Source organism: Mycobacterium sp. NGS50, from assembly GCF_059812545.1.
This window is the reverse complement of record NZ_JCALCW010000056.1, coordinates 1-20,760: the sequence shown is the minus strand read 5'-3', so window position 1 is coordinate 20,760 and position 20,760 is coordinate 1. Positions and strand designations below refer to the sequence as shown.

Below are 20,760 nucleotides of genomic sequence, written 5' to 3'. Positions count from 1 at the left end.
CTGCGGACACCTCGCGGCGCAGGCGGCGCTGCCTGAAAACGACCCCTGTAGAAGCGAAATCCGAGACACTTGCTCGGTGGACACTACAGATCTGTACGGGTCGAAGCTGACGACCGCGCAGCAGGCTGTCGCACCGGTCGCCGACGGTGAAACGGTCTCGTGCGGCATGGCGATTGGCCAGCCACCCGCATTGCTGGCAGCGCTCGCCGACCGGATTCGGGCCGGCGATCTCGGGAGAATTCGGCTCTATTACAAGATCGCCATGGAGCCGCTCGCGAACACGCTCCTAGCCGATGACGTCGTCGAGAAGGTCGACGCCCACAGCTTCTTCATGGGTGCGCGTGACCACGACATCATCAAGCGGCAGGGAGTGACCGGGCGCAAACTGTTGAGCTTTGTTCCGGTGAATTTCAGTCAGATCCCCAGGCTGTTCGAGGAGGTAATCGACCTCGACACCTTCGTGGTCACGGTCTCGCCGATGGACGCCGGCGGGTTCTTCTCACTTGGCACCAACAACGACTTCGCCTCGGTAGCTGCGCGCCGGGCCAAGCGGTTGATCGTGGAGGTCAACTGCAACATGCCGCGAGTGTTCGGTCAGTCGCAGATCCACGTCAACGAGGTCTCGGCCATCGTCGAGAATCATGTGCCGTTGATCGAGGCCGGGAGCGCCGAAGCGTCGGCCGAAGGTCGGGCGATCGGCAGTCTGGTGGCGCCGATGGTGCCCAACGGTGCGACGATCCAGCTGGGCATCGGCAGGGTTCCATCCGGCGTCGCATCCGCATTGGGGAACCACTCGGACCTCGGCATCCACACGGAGCTCTTCTCACCTGCCATGGCGGACCTCATCCACCAGGGCGCGGTGACCGGCAGACGCAAGACCCGGCACCCGCACAAGCACGTCTACACAGTCGCATTCGGCACCACGGAGTCCTACCGGTTCATGAACGACAACGCCGCGTTCGAAAGCTACCCGTCGTCCTACGTCAACGACATCCGCACCATCGCGGCGCACGACGACTTCATCTCAGTCAACACCGCCATCGAGATCGACCTCTACGGGCAGGTGAATGCCGAGTTCATCGGTGCACACGAATACAGCGGATCGGGCGGTCAGTTCGACTTCGTCAAGGGCGCCTCACTGGCGCGCCGCGGGAAGTCGATCATCGCGCTGGCCTCGACTGCAAACAAGGGCGCCGTGTCGACCATCGTCCCCAAGGTGGCGATGGTGACTGACGTTCGCATGGACGTGGAGTGGGTGGTCACCGAGCACGGCGCGGTCAATTTGCGTGGCAAGTCGACCAAGGAACGCGCCGAGGCGCTGATTGGGATCGCCCACCCCGACCACCGTGCCGAGCTGACCGCCGCCGCGCGAAACGTCACCCTGATCTGAGGGCCGGGCGATGGATTTCATCAAGACTTCGTTCGCTGACGCCGTCGGAACTGTCGCCTTCGACCGCGACGATAAGCGCAACGCGCTCAGCGGCGCCCTGATCGCCGAGACGGTTGCCGCCCTTGACGACTTCCGGGCCCAAAAGGTCCGCGCTGTCGTGCTGCGCAGCGCGACAGCAGGCAAGGTCTGGTCAGCCGGCCATGACGTTGATGAACTGCCCAAGGCCGACGTCGATCCGCTGCCCTACAGCGATCCCCTCGAGCAGTTGTTGCGTGCTGTCAAGGGCTTCCCCGCTCCGGTCATCGCGATGGTGCAGGGCTCGGTATGGGGTGGCGCTTGCGATCTGGTGATGTCCTGCGACCTGGTCTACGGCGATGAGACCGCCGCATTCGCCATCACCCCGGCAAAGTTGGGCCTGCCCTACAACGTTGGTGGGCTGCTCAACTTCATGAGCCGCCTACCGCTCAATACGGTGAAGGAGATGTTCTTCTCGGCCGAGCCGATAGCGGCCGAACGCGCTGAGCGTGTCGGCATCGTCAACCAACTCGTACAGGCTGCCGAGCTTGAGGAAACCGTTTACGGCATGGCGCACATCCTGAGTACGCGCTCGGCCGCCGCGATAGCTGCGGCGAAGGAATCCATCCGGGTGCTCAGCGAATCGGTGCCCATCAACCCGGACACGTTCGAGTATCTGCACGGCCTGCGCCGTAACGTCTACTTCGGCCCGGACTATCACGAAGGAGTCCGTGCCTTCCTGGAGAAGCGCCCGCCGAACTTCTAGCGACGATCTGCCGGGTCAGTCCCGCTTGAGTGCGTCGTCGATGGCGTCGCTGCCCGGTGCGCAGTTGCCGGCGCCGGGCAGCAATGTCGACAGGGCGGCGGCCGCGCACGCCCGGCGCAGGGCATACTCGCAGCCAGTGGTCCATCCGGCGGCGAGCACGCCGGCGAGCACGTCGCCGGCACCGGTGGTATCGAGCACCTCTACGGTCGGTGCCGCCACCGTGAACGTCCGGGCGGCGCCGGTATAGGTCGCACCGGCAGCCCCGCGCGTGATCACCCGGTGTGCCACCGGCCACGCCCACCGCGCGGCTTCGGTCTCGTTGACGATCAATACATCGGTGAGCTCGGCCAGCTGATGCACGGCGCGGCCCGCCGGTGAGGCGTTGACGATGACGATCGCGCCCGCCGCGTGTGCGTGCCGGGCCGCGGCCACGGCGGTGGTAATCGGAATCTCCAACTGCAACAACAAGACTTCACATCCGGCTATGACCGTGCGCACCTCCGACGAGTCCAGCCTCAGCTGAGCGTTGGCGCCCGGCGCGACGACGATCGCGTTCGCGCCGGCGGAATCCACCAGCACGGCCGCGACCCCGCTGGGCCCGGTCACCGTGATGAGGCTGTCGGTGCTCACATCGTTTGACACCAGATGTGCACGCAGTCGCTCGCCCTCCGCGTCGTCACCCACCGCGCCCACGAACTGCACCTGCGCACCCGCCCGCGCTGCGGCTACCGCCTGATTGGCGCCCTTGCCGCCAGGTAGCGTGCGCATCGACGCCGCCAGCACGGTCTCACCTGGTCGGGGTAGTGCGTCGAGGTCGAACACCGTGTCGGTGTTTACGCTGCCTACCACGCACACCCGCGTCGCCATAAGGCCGACGTTAGTCCGCCGTGAGGCGGGGTTCCTACCCTTCGGGAACGGTCACCTGTCGGGCCTTGCTGCGCCGTTCGTCGATCAGTCGGCCAAGGTCTTGCAGTAATGCGGGGGTACTCATCGCCAGGCGTTCGAGTGGCGCGCGGTCGACCTCCAATGCGGTCACCTCATCCAGTGCGTATCCGCCGGTGATCACCGGTTGCCGGGTCAACGCGCTCAGCCCCAGGAACGAGCCGCTGTTCAGTGTGCTCATGGGAACCGCTGCGCCGGCTTGGTCGGTTGTGGTCAGTCGTACCGTGCCACTGATCAAAAACGTTACTACGGTGGGCACTTCGCCGATCTGCTGCACGATTTCGCCCGCGCCGTACCGAACCAACCTGGTGTGCGGAATCAGGGCGTGGTGATCGGCGGGGTTTAGTCGCAGCAACGGCACCACCACCGCGCCCAGCGCCGCCTCGACGCGCTGTGGGGCCGAGAAGTCATCGTCGGCGCCGTCCAGGTGCAACTCCGCGCGGCGTGCGGCATACCAGATCCACCGCAGGAAGGTGGCTTGGGCGGTGCTGTCGTCGGCCGGCGAGTTCAGTGTCACCGTGGTGCGGTACTCGCCGGCGCCGAGGACCACCGAGTCGGCGGTGGCGTCGGCCTTGAGTTGGGGCAGCTCCCCGGCGACCCGCGACAACATCGCGCACACCCGGTCCGGAGGGTCGGCGGTTGAGAACTTGGTGGTGATCTCGAGCTTGTGTGTGCCACCGGTGCGGCTGAGGTTGGTGAACGATGTGGTGGCCAGCACCGAGTTCGGGGTGATCTGCAGTCCGTTGCCGGTGTGGATGTGGACGGCCCGCCAGTTCGCCTCGACGACGCGTCCCCGGGCGGCGGGCGTGTCCAGCCAATCACCGGTCCGGAACGGCTGTTCGAACAACATGAACAGGCCCGATGCGATCTGGCCGACCGAGTTCTGCAGCATCAGGCCGAGAACGACCGAGGTCACTCCGAGTGCCGTGAACAGCTTGCCGATGTTGGTGCCCCAGACCCCGGAAAGGATCAGCGCCAGACCGACTCCGATCAGCAGAAATCGGGTGACGTCAAGGAAGATGGCGGGTACTCGCCTGCGCCAGGTCCCGTCGGGGGCACTCTGGAACAGGGTCGCTTTGAGCCCGGACAACAACAGCAGCAGAACGACGAAGGCAAACAGCGTGGCGATGCCGCGCGCGGCGGTGTCCGTGGTCGAGACCTGCGCAACATTGACCAGCAGCAGCCACAGCGCGCTCAGCGGCAGCAGGTAGGTGCGCAGCATGCTGAGCGATCGAGCCAGCTTGCTGTGTCGGCGCAGCAGCACGTGATGCCATTCGGTGAGCAGGATCATCCCCACTGGAAGTCCTACCGCGACACCGACTGCCCAGTAGAACCACGACGCGTCGAACACTCTCATTGCTGCTCCGACAGGCGCCAGGTCTGCTGCTCGGATGCCTCGTCGGAGCCGGGGGGCGAGAACTGGCAGGTGTCCTTCATCAGCTCATGGACTGACTCGGTGACGTAAATCCCGGGTTGTGCTGCGCCACCGTGTATCTGGTAGGCCAGGCTGACGGCGGCGCCCCACATGTCGTAGACCACGCTGGATCGCCCGACCAGGCCGCTGACGACCTTGCCGGTGCTGATGCCGGCCCGAAGGCCCAGTTCCCGCCCGAATTGGCCGTTGAGCCGATCGACGATGCGCTGCATCTCCCGGGCGAACTCGATGGTCCGGCTCACACTGTCCAGCCGCGGTGTCGTCACCCCGCAGCCAGCGAGGTATCCGTTGTGCAGCGTGCGGATCCGCTCGACACCCAGAGCCTCGGCCGCCGCGTCGAACTGCCGGAACAGTTCATCTACCAGGCCCACCAACTCGTCACCGGACAGCTCCGTTGACACCTCGTCGAGCCCGACGAGGTCGGCGAAGATCACGCAGACGTCCGGGTGGTCCTGGGCGATGGGTTGTTCACCGTGTCGATAGCGCTGAGCGACCGGCTCCGGCATGAGCGCCAGCAGCAAGCGGTCGTTTTCTCGGCGCTGCTCGTTGAGCAGTTCCTCCTTGTTGGCCAGGCTGCGACTCATCTTGTTGAAAGATGCTGTGAGGTTGCCGATTTCGTCGTGCGATGTGACCGGGACGGCAACGTCGTAGTCCCCGGAACTGATCCGCTGGGTTCCGGTTTGCAGCCGCCGGATTGGCCGCAGGAAGATCTGGGCGAGCAGCAGTGACACCAGACACATGCCGGTAATGATCGCCGCGGTGGTCAACACCAGCGTTTTGACGAACGACTGTTCGCGTGCGAAGACCTCGGAGTCGTTCCGTGTCGCCAGGATCGACCAGTGCAGGTCGGAGTGGGGGACGATCAGCGGCGTGTAGGCCTCCAACGCTGGCCTGCCCAGGTAGTCGGTGTCTCTGACCGTGCCGGTTTCTCCCCGTTGGGCCGCGCGCAGAGCGGCCGTTGTGACGGGTTGCACCAGCGTGGTGCCACCGAGCCGGATGGCCCGCTCCGCCACGTCGGGCGGTGTTCCGGTCGCCACCGCCTCCCGCTGGTAGCGCCGCGGGTCTTCGGCCAGGACGCGCGAAAGCGAACGCATCAGGCCGTCGGGACCGGCCAGGTACGTCTCGGCCGTCGTCCCCATCCCGGCGGCTTCCCAGCCCTTGTCGGCGGTCATGATCCGGTTGATCTTCGCAATCGGCATCGGCAAGGCCAGCACACCGTCGATCCGGTCTCGGGTGCCGACCGGAGAGACCAGCCACGCGGTGGGAACCCCGCGAGCCGGTTGGTACGGCTGGAAGTCGGTGATCCACACGAAGTCGACGTCGTTGGCGCCCAACGCCTTTTCGTAAGCTTTGCGCAGCGTGGATTCGCGATACGGGCCGGTCAGGATGTTGGTGCCCAGATCGGCGTCTTTGTTCGAGCAGTAGACGACGTTGCCCCGCATGTCCAACAGCAATGCGTCCCCGTACTCGAAGCGGGTGACGATGTCGCGGAAGTGGTCGTTGAATTGCGCGTTTGCCGCCGACCAGGCGCTGCCGTCACCGGCGTCGTCGAGGCGCGAGGCGCGCTCCGGAATGGACGGCGCCGTGTAATACGCCTGCAGGTATTTCTGCGCGTTCGCGCTCGGCAGCAGCAGGTTGATATCGAGGTTGTCGCCCGTCACTCGATCCGTGGGCTGGATGAGTTCCTTGCGGTAGTAGCCGGCGATCGCCTGCTGCTGGGCGGGGGTGATGGTGGCGTTGTCCAGTTGGTCGAAGCCGGAGGTGAACGCGTGCAGGGCTTGGACGGTCGTCGGGTCGTGACTGTAGACGATCAACGAGTTGGTCAGGTCGGCGAACAGCATTTGCACGGCCCGTTTCTGCGATTCGCGCAGTTCGATCAAGCGCTCGGCGTTCAAGTCCCGCATCGAGCTGTGCCCTGCCGCATAGCCGACAGCGAGGATTACCGATATCGACACGATGCTGGACGCCATCAGCATCAGCATCAGCTTGGACTGAATGCTCAGCCGGGCAAGCAGCCGACGCTGCGGGACGTCGTGGGTGTCCCCCCCGTCGGATGCCGCCTCCGTTAGCTGCCTCGACGTCAATTGGCTTCCTCACCCCGCGCCGCACCAAGACAAGCCGATCACGGAGCAGACTAGCGCGCGACCACGCCCAAAACGGCGTTTGCCGAAAAGTGATGAACGCCGACGTCGTTGCCCTACCGGCCCGCGGATACCGGCGCGCCCAAGTGGCGAGCGGCATGCACAGCCGCGATACTGTCGGCGTGTCTACTGTCTCGCTTCTCGCGTCCATCCTGCGCTGGTTGCAGGTCGGTTACCCCGACGGTGTTCCCGGCCCGGACCGGGTGCCGCTGCTGGCGCTGTTGCGCAGCACCCCGCTGACCGAGGACCAGGTCCGCGAGGTGGTCCGCAACATCACCAAGAACAACTCGCAGGCGCTGGCCGACGGGGAGATCACCCATGACGAGATCGGGGAATTCATCTCCGAGGTGACGCAGTACGACGCCGGCCCGGAGAACATTGCGCGGGTGGCGAGCAGGCTGGCGGCCGCCGGTTGGCCGCTGGCGGGTGTTCACTCAGACGAGGAGTAGGCGGCGCGCGCTTCGCCGAACGTGCACTCAGGGCGACGATTTCGCGGTTATTCCATCCTGGATGCACGCTCGGCGCGTGGTCGAGGTTGAGCCCGTCTAGCCGGCTTGAAGACTGGCCGTGTCGATGACGAAGCGATACCGCACATCGCTGGCCAGCACCCGCTCGTAGGCTTCGTTGACGTAGTCCGGCTCGATGACTTCGATCTCGGGCCGCACGTCGTGCTCGGCGCAGAAGTCCAGCATTTCCTGGGTCTCGGCGATGCCGCCGATCATCGACCCGGACAAGCTGCGGCGCATCCCGGCCAGCGGGAACGGCGGCACGGCCATGTCGTGCTCGGGCATGCCGAGTTCGACCAAGGTGCCGTCGACGGTCAACAGGTTCAGGTAGGCGCCCAGGTTCAGGTTCGCCGACACGGTGTTGAGGATGACGTCGAAGCTGCCGCGCAGCGCCTTGAAGGTGTCGGGGTCGGAGGTGGCGTGGTAATGGTTCGCACCCAACCGCAGCCCGTCCTCCATCTTCTTCAGCGACTGGGACAGCACCGTGACGTCCGCGCCCATCGCCGCACCCAGTTTGACGCCCATGTGACCGAGCCCGCCCAGGCCGATCACCGCGATCCGCTTGCCGGGGCCCGCATTCCAGTGCCGCAGCGGCGAGTACAGGGTGATGCCCGCGCACAGCAGGGGTGCGGCGGCATCCAAGGGGATTTCGTCGGGAATGCGCAGCACGTAGTTCTCGTCGACGACGATGGCACCGCTGTAGCCGCCCTGGGTGGGCTCGCCGTCGCGGCCGATGCCGTTGTAGGTGCCGATCATGCCGCCGCCGGTGCAGTATTGCTCGAGGCCGGCTAAACAGCTGGGGCATTCCCGGCAGGAGTCGACGAAGCAGCCGACCCCGACGCGGTCACCGACCTTGTATTTGGTCACCTCGGAGCCGACGGCGGTCACCACACCCGCGATCTCGTGGCCGGGCACCACCGGGTAGCGGGGTGTGCCCCATTCGGCTTTGACGGTGTGGATGTCGGAGTGGCAGATGCCGGCGAATTTGATGTCGAAAGCCACGTCGTGGGGGCCGGGCTCGCGGCGGGTGATGGTGGTCTTGGTCAGCGGCCCGGTAGGCGAGGTGGCGGCATAGGCGGAAACGGTGCTCATCGGTGATATCCCTCTTCGACTCGGCGGCGTTTTGTATAGCTTAGCGAAGTAAATTGTGCGGGGGTTGCCCCTATCCCAGCGTAGGCGCGACGTCGAAGACTGTTTGCCCAGCGTGATGGCGGTGCCGGGGCTGTGACGTAATCTTTGACACATCCATCTGCAGGTAGGGGAGTTGTGGCCGAGACGTCGTTTGGTCGGTATCGGCTGCTTGAGTTGTTGGGCCAGGGCGGCATGGGCCAGGTGTTTCGGGCCTATGACACCGAGACCGACCGTGAGGTGGCGCTGAAGGTGCTGGCGCCGCAGGTGGCCAGCGATGAAACGTTTCAGCAGCGGTTTCGTCGGGAGGCTCACCTGGTGGCGCGGGTCAATGATCCGCACGTGGTGCCGATTCATAGCTACGGCGAGATCGACGGCCGGCTGTATGTGGATATGCGATTGATCGAGGGTCGCGATCTGGGTTCGGTGCTGGCCGAGGGGGCGCTGGATCCGGCGCGGGCGGTGCGCATCGTCGAGCAGGTGGCTGAGGCGTTGGATGCGGCGCACGCAACGGGTTTGGTGCATCGCGATATCAAGCCGTCCAACATCTTGTTGGGAAACCGGGACTTCGTGTACCTGATCGACTTCGGTATTGCGCGCCAGACCGATGCGACCCGGCTCACCAGCACCGGCGCGGCGATCGGCACGTTCGCCTACATGGCGCCGGAGCGGTTCGAGACTGGGGATGGTGGGCCGGGGATCGATATCTATGCGTTGGCATGCGTCTTGCACGAGTGCCTGACCGGGCGTTCGCCCTATGGCGGGGGCAGCATGGAGCAGCAGATCGCGGGGCATCTGACCAAGCCGCCGCCGCGACCTTCGGAGTCTGGGGTGTCGCCGGGGTTCGACGAGGTGGTGGCCGTCGGGATGGCCAAGGACCCGACCCAGCGGTTCCAGTCGGCGGTGGCGTTGGCCGAGGCGGCGCGGGGTGTGGTGGATGGGCATGCGGCACCTGGCACTTATGCGGCGCCCACGTTGGTGGCGTCGACGCAACTGGCGCCCACCCAGGCCGGGTGGGTGCCGCAGGATCACTACGCCCACCGCGGGGCGCACATGCACGATCAGCCCGCTGATCGACCCTGGCGTCGGCCAGCGAACTTCGTTGTTGCGGGGATGCTGACTGTGTTGGCCGGGGCCGGAACAGTGGTTGTCCCGTTCTACTCGCACTCGTTGTCTGAATTGGCTATTGCTTCGTCACCATGGATGGTGTTGGCGCTGGCGTTCGCATTGATCGCAATCTCTTGCCGCGTCGCGGGGGGTGGAATAGCAGGTTCGGCGTGGGTTTCCGCCATTGCGGCGGCGACGGTCGGTGCGGTCGAAATAGCGACGGCTACAATGGTTTATTCAACCGCGCGGGTGTCGATTAGCCTAGTTGCAGCGTTGCTTATTGTGTCCGTTGCGGTTTTCGGTATGGTCGCGCGACCAATATTTCGGGAGTTTGGGGTTATGGCAGCCCTCCTCGTGGCGCTAGGAGGGCTCTGCTTCCTCGTGAACATGTTTGTTCGCTGGGGATACTTGCGCTCGGTGCCGTCGGGTTTGACCGAGTGGGCTGCACTTCTGATGCCGATTTCGATTGTCGTCTTGGGAATGGCAATCAGTAGGGGTCGGATTCCGCTAACGGGCGCCGGCCCCGACGCGCCGCCGTCCATGAGCTATCCACCAGTCCGCTAACCACGAAGCGACGCGCCCATCTTGTTGGCACAGCCCGATACTGTCCGAACCAGGAGCATCTACCCCAAGTTCAGGTCGACGGCGGTTTCGAACTGACCTTCCGCCGCGACCATGAACGACGTGCTGACGTTCCCACTCGGCGGTGTCGTGGGAGCCAGACCTCGTCTCAAGCCGTTCCTGCCACTCGGCCGACATCGCTGCGATTAGCGTGTCTGCATGGTGAATTTCGCTCTGCGATCGTGTGGTTTGCGTGGGCATGCCACCTTCGCGCCGGACGAGCCCGCGCTGCGGGAGCGACTGAAGGCCGACACCCCCGTCGGGGAGGCGTGGCGCTGCCTACGGTGCGAGACATTTGTGGTCGGCCCGCCGCGGCGTCGCGGTCCGGCCGACACCGCACCGGAGATACCGCGTGGCCGGTTGCTGCGGGATCGGACCTTGATGCGGGTGCTCGCGGTCGAACGGGCAATCAGAGGGGCTCTGTTTCTGTTGCTCGCGGCCGGCGTGCTCAAGGTCCGCGGGTCGCGGGAACGGTTGCAGCAGGCATTCGAACAGGAGATTCCGTTGATTCGGCCGCTAGCCGACCAGATCGGCTGGAATCCGGATGACTCGAAGATCCTGCAGCACATCGGCCACGCCCTGAGCTGGTCGTCATCGACGTTCCTACTGATCGCCATCGGACTGCTCGCCTATGCCGCGATCGAGCTTGTCGAGGCCGTCGGCTTGTGGCTGGTGCGCCGGTGGGGCGAGTACTTCGCGGTGGTGGCGACCAGCGTGTTTCTGCCGTTCGAAATCTACGAACTGACCGAGAAGCTGACCGCGCTTCGGATGGCTGCATTCCTGGTCAACGTCGTCGCTGTCGTGTGGCTGCTGTGGAGCAAACGTCTCTTCGGCCTCAATGGCGGTGCCGACGCATACCGTCACGAACACCGAGAGGAAAGCTTGTTGAGCGTCGAGCGCGCGGGCCTCGCCGAATCCGCCAGCGGTACACCGACCTAACGCCACTCCCGACTGTCCAAACCGACGGTTGCTGCGCGATAAGCACGGCGTCGCCTTCATCGGCCCGTGCGGTCGCGGACAGGGGCCGTGGCCGAAAGGTCCTTTGACCGAGCGTAATTGGGTTGCGTCTCGGTGTTGCTGTTTACTTGCGATGGCTGGTCAGGGCGATGCGGGCTGCGCCGCGCAGGATCCATGGTGTCTGCCTTGCGATCACGGCTATGGCGCGGTCCGAGCGGCGCATCGATGCCTGAGGGCCGGGGGTTGGCGTCGACGCCAGTTCAGCCTCGGCAGATCCGGCCGGGGGACCGTTGCGGTCGACGGCGAGGAGTTGCCAGGTGCCGGGGACGCCGCGTAGTTCGACGGTGCCGCGGTCCTCGAAGCCGGTGCCCGAGCCGACGACCAGGTCACGCACGGTGCGTGAGACGAGGATGTCGCCGGCGCCGGCTTGGCCGACGATCCGTGCCGCGATGTGTACTGCCATGCCGGCAATGTCGTTGTCGATCAGTTCGCATTCGCCGGTGTGGATGCCGACGCGGATCTCGATGCCCAGGGTGTCGGCGTCGGTCTGCAGTGCCTCGGCGCAACGGATCGCCTGCGTCGGGCCGTCGAACGTGGCGAGGTGGCCGTCGCCGGTGCTCTTGACGACCGCGCCGTTGAATCGTTGGGTGAGCTCGGTGGTGATGTCACCGAAGCGTTGCAGCACCGCGCGCCACCGCTCGTCGCCGGTAGCCGCGGCGTGTTGCGTCGAAGCGACGATGTCGGTGAACAACACGGTGCGCAGGGCGCGGTGTGACTGCGCCGGCGCCGCGTGGCCGCCGGTGAGGAACTCTTCGACCTCGGTCAGGATCTTGTCCGGCTCGGTGAGAAAGGGTGCGTGGTCGATACCTTCGACCTCCAGGTATCGCGCGCCGGGGATATGGGCGGCGATATACCGGCCGCCCTGCACCGGAACCGCGTGGTCCTCGCGGGCATGGATGACCAGGGTGGGCGCGGTGAGCGTCGGCAGGAGCGGCCGCACGTCGATCAGAAACGCCGCTTCAAATGATGCCCGCGCCATTCCCGGGCTCGCACACATGCGCTCGCACATCGCGAGCTGGCGTATCGACCGGAACGAGGGGGCACTGATGCTGGCCGTCTCGCCGTTGCCCCACCCGGACCGCACCGTGCGGCCCGCTCGCTGAAAGCGGGCGAGCTGCTCGATCGAGGGGGTGTAGTCCTCACCGAGCTCCGCAAGGAAAAGCGCCCGCAGCTCGGCCGGGTCTCGATCCAGGTCGTCCCATCCCTCGAAACCCCAATACGGAACTGTGCCGGAAAGGATCAGCGCCCTTGTTCGCGTCGGCTGAGTTGCCGCGAACATGATGGCGACCGGACCGCCGTCACTCAGACCGCACACGACGGCCTGTTCGAAGCCGACCGTATCCATGATCGCCTCGATCTCGGACGCTCGCTCCTCCAGCGTGCGAACCTTCGGCACCGGGTCCGACAGGCCGACCCCGGCCTTGTCAAACCAGGCAACACGACAGAACGTGCCGAGCTGGTCGACGAACGCCTTGAATTGGGGGAGTGTCCAGGCCAGCTCGACGTGGGTGACGAACGGCCCGACGATGACGAACTCGATCGGCCCGTCACCGAATAGCTGATAGGCCAGGCTGAGATCGCCACACTTGGCGTATGACGTTTCCGGCACGGCATGAGCGTACTGCGGCCGGGAGCTGGCCGTACCGTCATACGTGCAGGTTGGTGGCGTGCCGATGACTGTCGGTCGCGGTGCGGAACAAACCCCGCCCGGCATCGGCTCTGCGGTTTGGCGGCCCAGTCGCCGGCATGCTGGCCCGGTGCGAAAACCCGGCAATGTCGGTTCCGACGGTTATGGTCCGAACCATGAGCACCCGCCCCAAAGTTGACCGCCTCGTCCTCTACAAGCATGGTGTGGCCTTCGTGGACCGACGCGGCCCAGTCGACGGCGACTTCGACCTGACGTTTCGCCGCGACGACATGAAGGACGTGCTGAAATCCCTGACGGTCCACGCTGCCGGCGGGCAGGCGTCGGTGGGTGCGGTCTCCTTCGACACCCCGGCCGATCCGCGCACCGAGTTGGCCAACCGCAACCTGCTGCTGGCCCCGCGGGAAGCACTCGTCGGGCTGCTCGACGCGCTCCGGGGTCGTGCCGTCGAGGTGCACAGCGGCGAGCAGGCGCACCGCGGCGAGGTGATCGGCACTGACAGCCTGGTTGATGCGCGCGGCCGAACGTTGGTGCTGCGCACCGAGTCCGGGGCGGTCAGCCTGGTCGACCTCACCGATGCCCACCACCTCGACGTGCTGGAGACCCCGTCCAAAGATGACTTGGACTACCTGATCGACCGGTCCCGTGCCGCCACAGCAGGTCAGAACTGCGAGGTGACAATCCGGGTTCGCGGCTCGGCCGACGACGTGCGGGTGTCCTATATCGTCCCGGCGCCGGTCTGGCGGGTGTCGTACCGGATGGTCCGTGACGGTGAGGCGCTGACGATGGTCGCCATGGGTATCGTCCACAACCCGCTCGACGAGGACCTGACCGATGTCGAGCTGACATTGACTACCGGCCAACCTATTTCGTTCGATATCGACCTGTATCACGGCAAGCATGTTCAGCGCACGGTCATCGAGGAGAGCGATCGGTTGGCAGGCCCGCCGCCCGTCGCGGCACGCGCGGCCATCATGGCGGCGCCCGGTAGCGCCGCCGGATACGCCGCGGCCTACCAGGATGCCGCCGACGAAGTGGAGTCGGCCGAACGCGGTGAGTATTTCGAATACCGGTTGACCACTCCGGTCTCGTTGAAACGCGGTGGCGCGGCCATGGTTCCGCTGGCGGTGGCACCCGTCGACACGGTGCGCCGGGAGCTGTTGTGGCGCAACGACCGCGGTCCCGCGCCCGACATCGTGCTGGCCTTCGTCAACACCACCGGTGTGGTCCTCGAGGAAGGACCGGCGGTGATCTACGAACAGGACAGCTATGCCGGGGAAGCCATGCTGGGGTTCACCGCCCGCGGCGCCGATGTGCGGTTGGTCTTCGCCAAGGATCTCGCGGTGCGCTGCCGCAGCGACGCGACCGGTCACACGATCACAACCCGAATCCGGTTGGCCGACGACGGCGTCATCGAGGAGCAGCGCCGCGAGCGGCGACACACGCTGCGCGCCGAAAACGATCATGAGGAGCCGGTCGAGGTGATCTTCGAGCTGCCCGCCACGCCGGATGCCACCGTCACGGCGCAGGACGGCGTCGCCGAGGTTGCCCGCGACGGGTCGTTCTACCGGTTCAGCGTCCCGGTACCCGGTCATCAGACGGCCACGGCAACCGTGTTGGAGAGCTGGCCGGTGTACCGCAAGATCGCCTACGACGACCTGGCACCGGGCCAGCTGGAACAGTGGCTGGCCGCGCGTTCACTGGACGCGGAGACGGTGGGCGCGCTGTCGCAGGTGCTGGCGCACTGGAACACAGCGCGCCGGCTCGAGGACCAAAGCGAACGGGTGCAAGAGGAACGCGACGAGCTCTACGCCGCGCAGAGCCGCATCGCCGAGCAGTTGCGGGTGCTCGGCACCGACGGCGCCGAAGGCGCGTTGCGGGCCCGGCAGGTGCGTGACCTCGAAGCGCTGCAAGACCGCGCCAACGGCCTGGACGCGGATGTCCGCCGCCTGAGGCATGACGCGCAGGCAGCCCGGCAGGCAGCCTCGGACGAATTGCAGCGGGTGATCGCGCAGGGGTAGGGCTGCTGAGATCGACGTCCAAATTTGAAAAACAGCCGTTATCCGGGGCTATGAGTCAATCTGGACGTCTATTTCAGCGGCACGCGGGTCGGATCAGTTGACTGGGGCGTTGAGAAACCGCAGGTCGTCGAGGATCCCGCAGGCCGCGACCACCCCTCGTCCGGTCTGCCACACCTCGTTGTTGACCACGAACACCCGGTTGGCCTGGTTGGCCGACAGCTTGCGCCAGGGCGCGCTGTCCAGCACCGTCTCGGCCCGGTCCTTGGCCGCCTGTGTGGCGAACGAGACGAAGACGATGTCGGCGTCGGCGGCCGCGAAGTTCGCCCGCCGCAGATCGTCGGTGGGTATCTCGACGTAGGGCTTGTCGGTGAACCGTTGTGCGGCCGGGCGGTCCACCCCGGCCGCGGCCAGCACGCTGGCCGGGAAGTTGTCGGAGCCATAGATCCGCATGGTGTTCTCGGTGAGCTGCACGACCGAGGCCTGATAGTGGGTGGCGTCGCGCTCGGCTCCGACCTGGGCGGCTTTGGTGGTGAAGCCGTCGACCAGCGCATCGGCGGCGGCGCCGCGACCGGTCGCGACACCGACGGCGTGCAGGTTTTCCTCCCACCCGGCGCCGGGCGGACCGGTGAACACCGCTGCCGCGATCTTGGCCAGATCCGGGTACAGCTGCGGGGTCAGCGCCTGTGCGCCCAGGATCAGATCCGGATGTGCCGCGCTGATCGCGGCCAGATCCGGGGCGTTGCGCCCACCCGCGGGCGGCACATCGTGTACGACGGCGCCCAGGTAGGACGGTTGGGTGTCGGACCCGTCGGGCAGCGCGGCGGCCACGATGCGCGCCTGCAGACCCAGTGCGCACAACGCGTCGAGCTGATCCCCGGAGAGCACCACGATGCGCTGCGGGTCCTCGGGCACCTCGACGTTCTCGGGCTCCACGCCGGGGGCGTTCTGCGCCTGCCGGGTGCCCGGATCGATTTTGGCCGGTTCAGGTGCGCAGGACTCGTCGGGGCGACGCTGATTGCCCAGCACGCCTGCTCCCGCGATTTTGGTGGTGCTGGTGATCACCGATGTCGAGGGCGGAGCCGACCCTTCGGTTCCGCAGCCGACGATGGTTGCCGCCGTCGCGGCCAGCACCGCTGCCGCCGCTGCGAAGGTACCGGCTTTGACCACGTCGCCGACGGTAACATCCGCGCACCCGACACCAATACGACAGTTTGTAGGAGGTCGATACCGACGCGGCGGGGTTCAGGGTTAGGATTCCACTCGAGTTTCCCGGCATGCCCACGTTTGGAGGAATCTTGACCGCCGAAGCGCCCCCGCGGGGAGAACTAGAGGCCAGTCGTCCATTCCCGGCACGGCTGGGCCCGAAGGGCAGCCTGCTCTACAAGATGGTGACGACGACCGATCACAAGCTGATCGGCATCATGTACTGCGTCGCCTGCATGATCTTCTTCTTCATCGGCGGCCTGCTGGCGCTGCTGATGCGCACCGAGCTGGCGGCGCCGGGACTTCAGTTCCTGTCCAACGAGCAGTTCAACCAGCTGTTCACCATGCACGGCACGATCATGCTGCTGTTCTATGCAACGCCGATCGTGTTCGGGTTCGCCAACCTGGTGCTGCCGCTGCAGATCGGTGCCCCGGACGTGGCGTTCCCGCGGCTGAACGCCTTCTCGTTCTGGCTGTTCGTGTTCGGCGCCATGATCGCCATCGCCGGGTTCATCACTCCCGGTGGTGCCGCCGACTTCGGCTGGACCGCCTACACCCCGCTGTCGGACGCGGTCCACACCCCCGGCGCGGGTGCCGACCTGTGGATCGTCGGCCTGGCCGTCGGTGGTCTGGGCACCATCCTGGGTGGCGTCAACATGATCACCACCGTGGTGTGCATGCGCGCCCCGGGCATGACCATGTTCCGGATGCCGATCTTCACCTGGAACATCCTGGTCACGTCGATCCTGGTGCTGCTGGTGTTCCCGCTGCTGACCGCCGCCCTGTTCGGGCTGGCCGCCGACCGGCACCTGGGCGCCCACGTGTACGACGCCGCCAACGGTGGCGTGCTGCTGTGGCAGCACCTGTTCTGGTTCTTCGGGCACCCCGAGGTCTACATCATCGCGCTGCCGTTCTTCGGGATCATCAGCGAAGTGGTGCCGGTGTTCAGCCGCAAGCCGATCTTCGGCTACACCACGCTGGTGTACGCCACGCTGTCCATCGCGGCGCTGTCGGCGGCGGTGTGGGCGCACCACATGTTCGCCACCGGCGCGGTGCTGCTGCCGTTCTTCTCGTTCATGACCTTCCTGATCGCGGTGCCCACCGGGCTGAAGTTCTTCAACTGGATCGGCACCATGTGGAAAGGGCAGATGACGTTCGAGACACCGATGCTGTTCGCGGTCGGGTTCATCGTCACCTTCCTGGCCGGTGGTCTGACCGGCGTCATGCTGGCCAGCCCGCCGATCGACTTCCACGTCGCCGACTCCTACTTCCTGGTGGCGCACTTCCACTACGTGCTGTTCGGCACCATCGTGTTCGCCACCTTCTCCGGGATCTACTTCTGGTTCCCGAAGATGACCGGCCGCCTGCTCGACGAGCGCCTGGGCAAGCTGCACTTCTGGCTGACCTTCATCGGTTTCCACACCACCTTCCTGGTGCAGCACTGGCTCGGCGACGAGGGTATGCCGCGTCGCTACGCCGACTACCTGCCCGGCGACGGCTTCACCACGCTCAACGTGGTGTCCACCATCGGGGCGTTCACCCTGGGTGCGTCGATGATCGTGTTCAGCTGGAACGTGTTCAAGAGCTGGCGCTACGGCGAAGTGGTCACCGTGGACGACCCGTGGGGCTACGGCAACTCGCTGGAGTGGGCGACCAGTTGCCCGCCGCCGCGGCACAACTTCACCGAACTGCCGCGCATCCGCTCGGAGCGCCCGGCCTTCGAGCTGCACTACCCGCACATGGTGGAGCGGATGCGCGCCGAAGCGCATGTGGGGCGTAGCCACTGAGTACGCCCAAAGTGACGGTGTTGATCACCGTCACCGGTGTCGATCAGCCGGGCGTGACGTCGGCGCTGTTCGACGTGCTGTCGCGGCACAAGGTTGAGCTGCTCAACGTCGAACAGGTGGTGATTCGCGACCGGCTCACCCTGGGGGTGCTGGTGTCGGCGGTACCCGACGTCGCCGGCGCGTCCGCGTTCCGCGGCGAGGTCGAGGCAGCCATCCGCGGGGTCGGCCTGGACGTCTCCATCGAACGCAGCGACGACCTGCCGATCATCGGGGAGCCGTCCACCCACACCATCGTGGTGTTGGGCCGCCCGATCACCGCTGAGGCGTTCGCCGCGTTGGCGGGGGAGCTGGCCGCACTCGGGGTGAACATCGAAGGCATCCGCGGCGTCTCGGACTATCCGGTCACCGGTCTGGAATTGCGGGTGTCGGCGCCGGCCGAGATCGGCAGGCAGCTGCACACCGCGCTGACCCGGGTCGCCGGCGAACAGCGGGTGGACGTGGCGGTGGAAGACACCAGCCTGGCCCGGCGGGCCAAACGGCTGATCGTGTTCGACGTCGACTCGACGCTGATCCAGGGTGAGGTCATCGAGATGCTCGCCGCCCGGGTGGGCAAGGAGGCCGAGGTCGCGGCGATCACCGAGGCCGCGATGCGCGGTGAACTGGACTTCGCCGCCTCGCTGCGGGAGCGGGTGGCCACCTTGGCCGGTCTGCCTGCCGAGGTGCTCGACGAGGTCGGTGATGAGCTGGAGTTGACGCCCGGCGCCCGCACCACGCTGCGCACGCTGCGCCGGCTGGGCTATCAATGCGGCGTGGTGTCCGGTGGCTTCCGTCAGGTCATCGATCCGTTGGCGCATGAGCTGATGCTGGACTTCGTCGCGGCCAACGAACTGGAGATCGTCGACGGCAAACTGACCGGCCGGGTGGTGGGCCCGATTGTCGACCGGGCTGGAAAAGCCAAGGCGTTGCGGGATTTTGCGCACCAGGCCGGGGTGCCGATGCAGCAGACGGTCGCGGTCGGTGATGGTGCCAACGACATCGACATGTTGTCCGCGGCCGGTCTGGGGGTGGCGTTCAACGCCAAACCGGCGCTGCGCGAAGTTGCCGACGCGTCGCTGAGCCACCCGTATCTGGACACGGTGCTGTTCATCTTGGGTGTGACCCGCGGTGAGATCGAGGCGGCAGACGCCATCGACGGGGTGTCGCGCCGCGTCGAGATCCCCGCCGAGTAGGGACCAGCGACCCCACGACCGCGACGGAGACGCGGTACGGCACGATGGTCAGGTGCCCGAAACCGCTGGCGCCGCAGCCGACCCCGACCTGTTGCTGGACCTTCGGGACATTTCGTTACGCCGCAACGGCCAAACGCTGGTGGGACCGCTGGACTGGGCGGTCGAGCTCGACGAACGCTGGGTGATCATCGGCCCCAACGGAGCCGGGAAGACATCGCTGCTGCGCATCGCCGCAGCCACCGAACACCCGTCGAGCGGGACCGCCTTCGTGCTCGGTGAGCAACTCGGCCGCACCGACGCCTCCGAATTGCGCGCCCGGGTGGGCTTGAGCTCGTCGTCGCTGGCGCAACGGATTCCCGACGACGAGGTGGTGCGCGACCTGGTCGTCTCGGCCGGCTACGCGGTGCTGGGCCGGTGGCGGGAGCGCTACGACGAAGTCGACTACCACCGAGCCATCGACCTGTTGGAAAGCCTGGGTGCTGAGCACCTGGCCGACCGCCGCTACGGCACGCTGTCCGAAGGCGAACGCAAACGGGTGTTGATCGCGCGGGCGCTGATGACCGACCCCGAACTGCTGCTTCTTGATGAGCCGGCCGCCGGCCTCGACCTGGGCGGGCGCGAGGAACTGGTGGCGCGGTTGGCCGACCTGGCCGCCGACCCAGACGCGCCGGCCCTCGTGCTGGTCACCCACCACGTCGAGGAGATTCCGCCGGGATTCAGCCACTGCCTGCTGCTCTCGGCGGGGCAGGCGGTGGCGGCGGGCCTGCTGGCCGACGTGCTGACCGCGGAGAACCTCTCCGCGGCATTCGACCAGTCGATCGCGCTGGACGTGATCGACGGACGCTATTTCGCCCGGCGCACCCGCGCCCGTGCCGCACACCGGAGGCCGTCATGACAGAGCCGCTCACCCCGCGCCCGGCCGCCACCGTGATGCTGATCCGCGACGGCGAACCCGGCCTCGACGTGTTCCTGATGCGGCGACACTCCCGGATGCATTTCGCGCCCCGGGTGATGGTGTTTCCCGGCGGCGGCGTCGACGAACGCGACCGCAACGCCGAGATCGGCTGGGCCGGACCGCAGTCGACCTGGTGGGCCGACCGGTTGGGCGTCGACACCGAGCTCGCCGGGGCGCTGGTTTGTGCCGCGGCGCGTGAAACGTTCGAGGAATCCGGGGTGCTGTTCGCCGGGCCCGCCGACGACCCGCACGCCATCGTCGGGGACACCGCGGTATACCGCGACGCCCGGCACGCGCTGGCCGACAACACGTTGTCGTTCGCGGAGTTCCTGCGCGCCGAGAACCTGGTGCTGCGCACCGATCTGCTGCGGCCGTGGGCGAACTGGGTCACCCCGGAGGCCGAACTCACCCGCCGCTACGACACCTATTTCTTCGTTGGGGCGCTGCCGGCCGGTCAGCGCGCCGACGGCGAGAACACCGAATCCGACCACGCCGGCTGGATCACCCCGGAGGCGGCCATCGAGGACTTCTCCGCGGGCCGCAACCTGCTGCTGCCGCCGACATGGACACAGCTGGACTCGCTGGCCGGGCGCACGGTGGCCGACGTGTTGGCGGTCGAGCGCCAGGTGGTGGCGGTGCAACCGGACCTGACCATCGACGGCGACAACTGGATATTCGAGTTCTTCGACTCCGAGCGCTACAACGCGGCACTGGCGCGGCGGCCCGACAATCTTCCGCCGGGGTGGGGCCAGTGAGCGAATTCGTCCAAGTACTGGTCAGCGCCGAGCACCCCGGCGTCGGCACCCTGGCCTTGAGTCGTCCCCCCACCAACGCACTCACCCGGCAGGTGTT

The 20,760-nt window shown here is 66.5% G+C and carries 16 protein-coding genes and 1 pseudogene; 11 read left to right on the top strand and 6 right to left on the bottom strand.

Going from position 1 to position 20,760, the window contains the following annotated elements; all coding sequences use genetic code 11:
* Positions 1-76 precede the first annotated feature (76 nt).
* Together AC5Y36_RS24815 and scpB are read left to right on the top strand one after the other, a co-directional pair.
* Entirely contained in the window at positions 77-1,390 is a 1,314-nt protein-coding gene (locus AC5Y36_RS24815; RefSeq protein ID WP_500043628.1) for an acetyl-CoA hydrolase/transferase family protein, read from the top strand.
* Between the two features lie 10 nt (positions 1,391-1,400).
* Positions 1,401-2,171, top strand: a complete 771-nt coding sequence (gene scpB, locus AC5Y36_RS24810) for a methylmalonyl-CoA decarboxylase (protein ID WP_500043627.1) — start codon at positions 1,401-1,403, stop codon at positions 2,169-2,171.
* A 15-nt stretch (positions 2,172-2,186) separates the two neighbouring features.
* Here the strand turns inward: scpB and AC5Y36_RS24805 are convergent, their stop codons facing one another.
* From AC5Y36_RS24805 to AC5Y36_RS24795, 3 genes are read right to left on the bottom strand one after another with little or no spacing between them, the layout of a single operon-like run.
* On the bottom strand, positions 2,187-3,038 hold the full coding sequence (locus AC5Y36_RS24805; protein WP_500043626.1) for a PfkB family carbohydrate kinase: 852 nt from the start codon (positions 3,036-3,038) through the stop codon (positions 2,187-2,189).
* Between the two features lie 34 nt (positions 3,039-3,072).
* Complete coding sequence (locus tag AC5Y36_RS24800) at positions 3,073-4,470, bottom strand: mechanosensitive ion channel domain-containing protein (RefSeq protein WP_500043625.1); 1,398 nt, start codon at positions 4,468-4,470, stop codon at positions 3,073-3,075.
* Positions 4,467-6,632, bottom strand: a complete 2,166-nt coding sequence (locus tag AC5Y36_RS24795) for an adenylate/guanylate cyclase domain-containing protein (protein ID WP_500043624.1) — start codon at positions 6,630-6,632, stop codon at positions 4,467-4,469. The genes AC5Y36_RS24800 and AC5Y36_RS24795 overlap by 4 nt, the downstream gene beginning before the upstream one ends.
* 179 nt (positions 6,633-6,811) lie before the next feature.
* Here AC5Y36_RS24795 and AC5Y36_RS24790 point away from each other — a divergent pair, with 179 nt between their 5' ends.
* Complete coding sequence (locus AC5Y36_RS24790; RefSeq protein ID WP_500043623.1) at positions 6,812-7,138, top strand: DUF3349 domain-containing protein; 327 nt, start codon at positions 6,812-6,814, stop codon at positions 7,136-7,138.
* A gap of 96 nt (positions 7,139-7,234) precedes the next feature.
* Here AC5Y36_RS24790 and AC5Y36_RS24785 read toward each other — a convergent pair whose 3' ends face one another.
* Positions 7,235-8,287, bottom strand: coding sequence for an NAD(P)-dependent alcohol dehydrogenase (locus AC5Y36_RS24785; RefSeq protein ID WP_500043622.1), 1,053 nt, complete (start codon positions 8,285-8,287; stop codon positions 7,235-7,237).
* A 174-nt stretch (positions 8,288-8,461) separates the two neighbouring features.
* Between AC5Y36_RS24785 and AC5Y36_RS24780 the strand changes: the two genes are divergently transcribed.
* Together AC5Y36_RS24780 and AC5Y36_RS24775 are read left to right on the top strand one after the other, a co-directional pair.
* A complete protein-coding gene (locus tag AC5Y36_RS24780) occupies positions 8,462-9,994 on the top strand; it encodes a serine/threonine-protein kinase (protein WP_500043621.1) in 1,533 nt (510 codons plus the stop codon).
* Positions 9,995-10,210: 216 nt separating this feature from the next.
* A complete protein-coding gene (locus AC5Y36_RS24775) occupies positions 10,211-10,990 on the top strand; it encodes a DUF2127 domain-containing protein (protein ID WP_500043620.1) in 780 nt (259 codons plus the stop codon).
* A 142-nt stretch (positions 10,991-11,132) separates the two neighbouring features.
* Here AC5Y36_RS24775 and AC5Y36_RS24770 read toward each other — a convergent pair whose 3' ends face one another.
* Entirely contained in the window at positions 11,133-12,677 is a 1,545-nt protein-coding gene (locus AC5Y36_RS24770) for an adenylate/guanylate cyclase domain-containing protein (RefSeq protein WP_500043619.1), read from the bottom strand.
* 194 nt (positions 12,678-12,871) lie between these two features.
* Between AC5Y36_RS24770 and AC5Y36_RS24765 the strand changes: the two genes are divergently transcribed.
* Positions 12,872-14,734: a hypothetical protein gene (locus tag AC5Y36_RS24765; protein ID WP_500043618.1), complete on the top strand. Its 1,863-nt coding sequence runs from the start codon at positions 12,872-12,874 to the stop codon at positions 14,732-14,734.
* A 93-nt stretch (positions 14,735-14,827) separates the two neighbouring features.
* Here the strand turns inward: AC5Y36_RS24765 and AC5Y36_RS24760 are convergent, their stop codons facing one another.
* On the bottom strand, positions 14,828-15,901 hold the full coding sequence (locus AC5Y36_RS24760; RefSeq protein WP_500043617.1) for an iron-siderophore ABC transporter substrate-binding protein: 1,074 nt from the start codon (positions 15,899-15,901) through the stop codon (positions 14,828-14,830).
* Positions 15,902-16,029: 128 nt separating this feature from the next.
* Here AC5Y36_RS24760 and ctaD point away from each other — a divergent pair, with 128 nt between their 5' ends.
* From ctaD to AC5Y36_RS24735, 5 genes and pseudogenes are all read left to right on the top strand, one after another.
* Positions 16,030-17,724 carry an aa3-type cytochrome oxidase subunit I gene (gene ctaD, locus AC5Y36_RS24755; RefSeq protein WP_500043630.1) on the top strand — a complete coding sequence of 565 codons (1,695 nt, stop codon included), beginning with the start codon at positions 16,030-16,032 and terminating at the stop codon, positions 17,722-17,724.
* Complete coding sequence (serB, locus tag AC5Y36_RS24750; RefSeq protein ID WP_500043629.1) at positions 17,721-18,953, top strand: phosphoserine phosphatase SerB; 1,233 nt, start codon at positions 17,721-17,723, stop codon at positions 18,951-18,953. Before ctaD ends, serB begins: the two co-directional genes overlap by 4 nt.
* 52 nt (positions 18,954-19,005) lie before the next feature.
* Positions 19,006-19,848, top strand: coding sequence for an ABC transporter ATP-binding protein (locus AC5Y36_RS24745; protein WP_500043616.1), 843 nt, complete (start codon positions 19,006-19,008; stop codon positions 19,846-19,848).
* The gene (locus AC5Y36_RS24740; RefSeq protein ID WP_500043615.1) at positions 19,845-20,663 is read left to right on the top strand and encodes an NUDIX hydrolase; all 819 of its coding nucleotides are present in this window, start codon (positions 19,845-19,847) and stop codon (positions 20,661-20,663) included. Before AC5Y36_RS24745 ends, AC5Y36_RS24740 begins: the two co-directional genes overlap by 4 nt.
* A pseudogene (locus tag AC5Y36_RS24735) lies at positions 20,660-20,760 on the top strand (enoyl-CoA hydratase); the annotation flags it as partial. The gene AC5Y36_RS24740 and the pseudogene AC5Y36_RS24735, both read left to right, overlap by 4 nt.

Coding starts and splice junctions, on each gene's coding strand:
- scpB (WP_500043627.1), top strand. CDS start 1,401: ATGGATTTCATCAAGACTTCGTTCGCTGACGCCGTCGGAACTGTCGCC.
- AC5Y36_RS24740 (WP_500043615.1), top strand. CDS start 19,845: ATGACAGAGCCGCTCACCCCGCGCCCGGCCGCCACCGTGATGCTGATC.
- AC5Y36_RS24785 (WP_500043622.1), bottom strand. CDS start 8,287: ATGAGCACCGTTTCCGCCTATGCCGCCACCTCGCCTACCGGGCCGCTG.
- AC5Y36_RS24805 (WP_500043626.1), bottom strand. CDS start 3,038: ATGGCGACGCGGGTGTGCGTGGTAGGCAGCGTAAACACCGACACGGTG.
- AC5Y36_RS24765 (WP_500043618.1), top strand. CDS start 12,872: ATGAGCACCCGCCCCAAAGTTGACCGCCTCGTCCTCTACAAGCATGGT.
- AC5Y36_RS24775 (WP_500043620.1), top strand. CDS start 10,211: ATGGTGAATTTCGCTCTGCGATCGTGTGGTTTGCGTGGGCATGCCACC.
- AC5Y36_RS24800 (WP_500043625.1), bottom strand. CDS start 4,470: ATGAGAGTGTTCGACGCGTCGTGGTTCTACTGGGCAGTCGGTGTCGCG.